The organism is Streptomyces sp. CB02923 (assembly GCF_001905005.1).
GTDB lineage: Bacteria > Actinomycetota > Actinomycetes > Streptomycetales > Streptomycetaceae > Streptomyces.
In genome coordinates, this window is the sequence record NZ_LWKZ01000021.1 from 1 (window position 1) to 5,296 (window position 5,296).

The 5,296-nt window shown below is 57.3% G+C and carries 3 rRNA genes; all 3 read right to left on the bottom strand.

Annotated elements, in window-relative coordinates:
- Positions 1 to 55 precede the first annotated feature (55 nt).
- Positions 56 to 172: ribosomal RNA gene (rrf, locus tag A6A06_RS18630) — 5S ribosomal RNA — on the bottom strand.
- A gap of 75 nt (positions 173 to 247) precedes the next feature.
- A 23S ribosomal RNA gene (locus tag A6A06_RS18635) occupies positions 248 to 3,369 on the bottom strand.
- A gap of 301 nt (positions 3,370 to 3,670) precedes the next feature.
- Positions 3,671 to 5,197, bottom strand: a 16S ribosomal RNA gene (locus A6A06_RS18640).
- The 16S, 23S and 5S rRNA genes sit together here, the layout of an rRNA operon.
- Between the last annotated feature and the right edge of the window lie 99 nt (positions 5,198 to 5,296).

The window sequence follows — 5,296 nt, forward strand, 5'->3', positions numbered from 1 at the left end:
CAAAAAAGCTCCGGTCCCTGAACCACAAGGGTTCAGGGACCGGAGCTGAAAAATTGTTCGGCGGCGTCCTACTCTCCCACAGGGTCCCCCCTGCAGTACCATCGGCGCTGAAAGGCTTAGCTTCCGGGTTCGAAATGTAACCGGGCGTTTCCCTAACGCTATGACCACCGAAACACTATAAAGCTGAACTCCAGCCGGAAAAGGCGAGTTCGTTACTTCAGAACAAACACAGTGGACGCGAGCAACTGAGGACAAGCCCTCGGCCTATTAGTACCAGTCAACTCCACCCGTTACCGGGCTTCCATATCTGGCCTATCAACCCAGTCGTCTACTGGGAGCCTTAACCCCTCAAAGGGGGTGGGAGTCCTCATCTCGAAGCAGGCTTCCCGCTTAGATGCTTTCAGCGGTTATCCTTTCCGAACGTAGCCAACCAGCCATGCCCTTGGCAGGACAACTGGCACACCAGAGGTTCGTCCGTCCCGGTCCTCTCGTACTAGGGACAGCCCTTCTCAAGACTCCTACGCGCACAGCGGATAGGGACCGAACTGTCTCACGACGTTCTAAACCCAGCTCGCGTACCGCTTTAATGGGCGAACAGCCCAACCCTTGGGACCGACTCCAGCCCCAGGATGCGACGAGCCGACATCGAGGTGCCAAACCATCCCGTCGATATGGACTCTTGGGGAAGATCAGCCTGTTATCCCCGGGGTACCTTTTATCCGTTGAGCGACGGCGCTTCCACAAGCCACCGCCGGATCACTAGTCCCTACTTTCGTACCTGCTCGACCCGTCAGTCTCACAGTCAAGCTCCCTTGTGCACTTACACTCAACACCTGATTGCCAACCAGGCTGAGGGAACCTTTGGGCGCCTCCGTTACTCTTTAGGAGGCAACCGCCCCAGTTAAACTACCCACCAGACACTGTCCCTGATCCGGATCACGGACCCAGGTTAGACATCCAGCACGACCAGAGTGGTATTTCAACAACGACTCCCCCGCCACTGGCGTGACGAGTTCACAGTCTCCCACCTATCCTACACAAGCCGAACCGAACACCAATATCAAGCTATAGTAAAGGTCCCGGGGTCTTTCCGTCCTGCTGCGCGAAACGAGCATCTTTACTCGTAGTGCAATTTCACCGGGCCTATGGTTGAGACAGTCGAGAAGTCGTTACGCCATTCGTGCAGGTCGGAACTTACCCGACAAGGAATTTCGCTACCTTAGGATGGTTATAGTTACCACCGCCGTTTACTGGCGCTTAAGTTCTCAGCTTCGCCCCACCGAAATGGAGCTAACCGGTCCCCTTAACGTTCCAGCACCGGGCAGGCGTCAGTCCGTATACATCGCCTTACGGCTTCGCACGGACCTGTGTTTTTAGTAAACAGTCGCTTCTCGCTGGTCTCTGCGGCCACCACCAGCTCAGAGTGCAAGACTCATCACCAGCAATGGCCCCCCTTCTCCCGAAGTTACGGGGGCATTTTGCCGAGTTCCTTAACCATAGTTCACCCGAACGCCTCGGTATTCTCTACCTGACCACCTGAGTCGGTTTAGGGTACGGGCCGCCATGAAACTCGCTAGAGGCTTTTCTCGACAGCATAGGATCATCCACTTCACCACAATCGGCTCGGCATCAGGTCTCACCCTTAATGTGCGACGGATTTACCTACCGCACGGGCTACACCCTTACCCCGGGACTACCACCGCCCGGGCTGGACTACCTTCCTGCGTCACCCCATCACTCACCTACTACAAGTCTGGTCCGTCGGCTCCACCACTCCCCTACGCTCCGAAGAGCTCAGGGCGGCTTCACGGACTTAGCATCGCCTGATTCGATGTTTGACGCTTCAAAGCGGGTACCGGAATATCAACCGGTTGTCCATCGACTACGCCTGTCGGCCTCGCCTTAGGTCCCGACTTACCCTGGGCAGATCAGCTTGACCCAGGAACCCTTAGTCAATCGGCGCACACGTTTCCCACGTGTGTATCGCTACTCATGCCTGCATTCTCACTCGTGAACCGTCCACAACTACCTTCCGGCGCTGCTTCACCCGGCACACGACGCTCCCCTACCCATCACGATCCCCGTTAGGAGTAATATCGCAATGACACGACTTCGGCGGTGTGCTTGAGCCCCGCTACATTGTCGGCGCGGAATCACTTGACCAGTGAGCTATTACGCACTCTTTCAAGGATGGCTGCTTCTAAGCCAACCTCCTGGTTGTCTCTGCGACTCCACATCCTTTCCCACTTAGCACACGCTTAGGGGCCTTAGTCGATGCTCTGGGCTGTTTCCCTCTCGACCATGGAGCTTATCCCCCACAGTCTCACTGCCGCGCTCTCACTTACCGGCATTCGGAGTTTGGCTAAGGTCAGTAACCCGGTAGGGCCCATCGCCTATCCAGTGCTCTACCTCCGGCAAGAAACACACGACGCTGCACCTAAATGCATTTCGGGGAGAACCAGCTATCACGGAGTTTGATTGGCCTTTCACCCCTAACCACAGGTCATCCCCCAGGTTTTCAACCCTGGTGGGTTCGGTCCTCCACGAAGTCTTACCTCCGCTTCAACCTGCCCATGGCTAGATCACTCCGCTTCGGGTCTTGGGCACGCTACTCAACGCCCTATTCGGACTCGCTTTCGCTACGGCTTCCCCACACGGGTTAACCTCGCAACATACCGCAAACTCGCAGGCTCATTCTTCAAAAGGCACGCAGTCACGACGCAAGAACAAGTTCTTGCGCGACGCTCCCACGGCTTGTAGGCACACGGTTTCAGGTACTATTTCACTCCGCTCCCGCGGTACTTTTCACCATTCCCTCACGGTACTATCCGCTATCGGTCACCAGGGAATATTTAGGCTTAGCGGGTGGTCCCGCCAGATTCACACGGGATTTCTCGGGCCCCGTGCTACTTGGGTGTCTCTCAAACGAGCCGTTGATGTTTCAGCTACGGGGGTCTTACCCTCTACGCCGGACCTTTCGCATGTCCTTCGCCTACACCAACGGTTTCTGACTCGTCTCACAGCCGGCAGACTGTGAAAAAGAGATCCCACAACCCCAGCCACGCAACCCCTGCCGGGTATCACACGTGACTGGTTTGGCCTCATCCGGTTTCGCTCGCCACTACTCCCGGAATCACGGTTGTTTTCTCTTCCTGCGGGTACTGAGATGTTTCACTTCCCCGCGTTCCCTCCACATACCCTATGTGTTCAGGTATGGGTGACAGCCCATGACGACTGCCGGGTTTCCCCATTCGGAAACCCCCGGATCAAAGCCTGGTTGACGGCTCCCCGGGGACTATCGTGGCCTCCCACGTCCTTCATCGGTTCCTGGTGCCAAGGCATCCACCGTGCGCCCTTAAAAACTTGGCCACAGATGCTCGCGTCCACTGTGCAGTTCTCAAGCAACGACCAGCCACCCACCACCCCGCCACACTCGGCGAGTTCACTGGGGCCGGCGTTTGAAGGGCGAGCAGCGCTCGCACCCTCAGACACCCAACAGCGTGCCCGACACCCTCATCTGATGATCCACGTTCCACGCCGAAGCAGTACTAGTGATCCACCAACCGAGTGTGCCGAGTAGTCAACGTTCCACCCATGAGCAACCAGCACCGGACATTCGCCGGTGTTCTGGCCTCTGACCAAGCCAGGCTTGGTAAGAAGTGCTCCTTAGAAAGGAGGTGATCCAGCCGCACCTTCCGGTACGGCTACCTTGTTACGACTTCGTCCCAATCGCCAGTCCCACCTTCGACGATTCCCTCCCACAAGGGGTTGGGCCACCGGCTTCGGGTGTTACCGACTTTCGTGACGTGACGGGCGGTGTGTACAAGGCCCGGGAACGTATTCACCGCAGCAATGCTGATCTGCGATTACTAGCAACTCCAACTTCATGGGGTCGAGTTGCAGACCCCAATCCGAACTGAGATCGGCTTTTTGAGATTCGCTCCACCTTGCGGTATCGCAGCTCATTGTACCGACCATTGTAGCACGTGTGCAGCCCAAGACATAAGGGGCATGATGACTTGACGTCGTCCCCACCTTCCTCCGAGTTGACCCCGGCAGTCTCCTGTGAGTCCCCATCACCCCGAAGGGCATGCTGGCAACACAGAACAAGGGTTGCGCTCGTTGCGGGACTTAACCCAACATCTCACGACACGAGCTGACGACAGCCATGCACCACCTGTACACCGACCACAAGGGGGCGCCTGTCTCCAGACGTTTCCGGTGTATGTCAAGCCTTGGTAAGGTTCTTCGCGTTGCGTCGAATTAAGCCACATGCTCCGCTGCTTGTGCGGGCCCCCGTCAATTCCTTTGAGTTTTAGCCTTGCGGCCGTACTCCCCAGGCGGGGAACTTAATGCGTTAGCTGCGGCACGGACGACGTGGAATGTCGCCCACACCTAGTTCCCAACGTTTACGGCGTGGACTACCAGGGTATCTAATCCTGTTCGCTCCCCACGCTTTCGCTCCTCAGCGTCAGTATCGGCCCAGAGATCCGCCTTCGCCACCGGTGTTCCTCCTGATATCTGCGCATTTCACCGCTACACCAGGAATTCCGATCTCCCCTACCGAACTCTAGCCTGCCCGTATCGAATGCAGACCCGGGGTTAAGCCCCGGGCTTTCACATCCGACGTGACAAGCCGCCTACGAGCTCTTTACGCCCAATAATTCCGGACAACGCTTGCGCCCTACGTATTACCGCGGCTGCTGGCACGTAGTTAGCCGGCGCTTCTTCTGCAGGTACCGTCACTTGCGCTTCTTCCCTGCTGAAAGAGGTTTACAACCCGAAGGCCGTCATCCCTCACGCGGCGTCGCTGCATCAGGCTTTCGCCCATTGTGCAATATTCCCCACTGCTGCCTCCCGTAGGAGTCTGGGCCGTGTCTCAGTCCCAGTGTGGCCGGTCGCCCTCTCAGGCCGGCTACCCGTCGTCGCCTTGGTAGGCCATTACCCCACCAACAAGCTGATAGGCCGCGGGCTCATCCTGCACCGCCGGAGCTTTCCACACACAGACCATGCGGTCGTGTGTCATATCCGGTATTAGACCCCGTTTCCAGGGCTTGTCCCAGAGTGCAGGGCAGATTGCCCACGTGTTACTCACCCGTTCGCCACTAATCCACCCCGAAGGGCTTCATCGTTCGACTTGCATGTGTTAAGCACGCCGCCAGCGTTCGTCCTGAGCCAGGATCAAACTCTCCGTGAATGTTTCCGGGTTATCCCGGTAACACACACGAGAGCGGAACAGGAAGCGGAATAGGCTTCCCGTTCACAGCGTCCTCGCTGTGTGTGCCACCCGCATCAC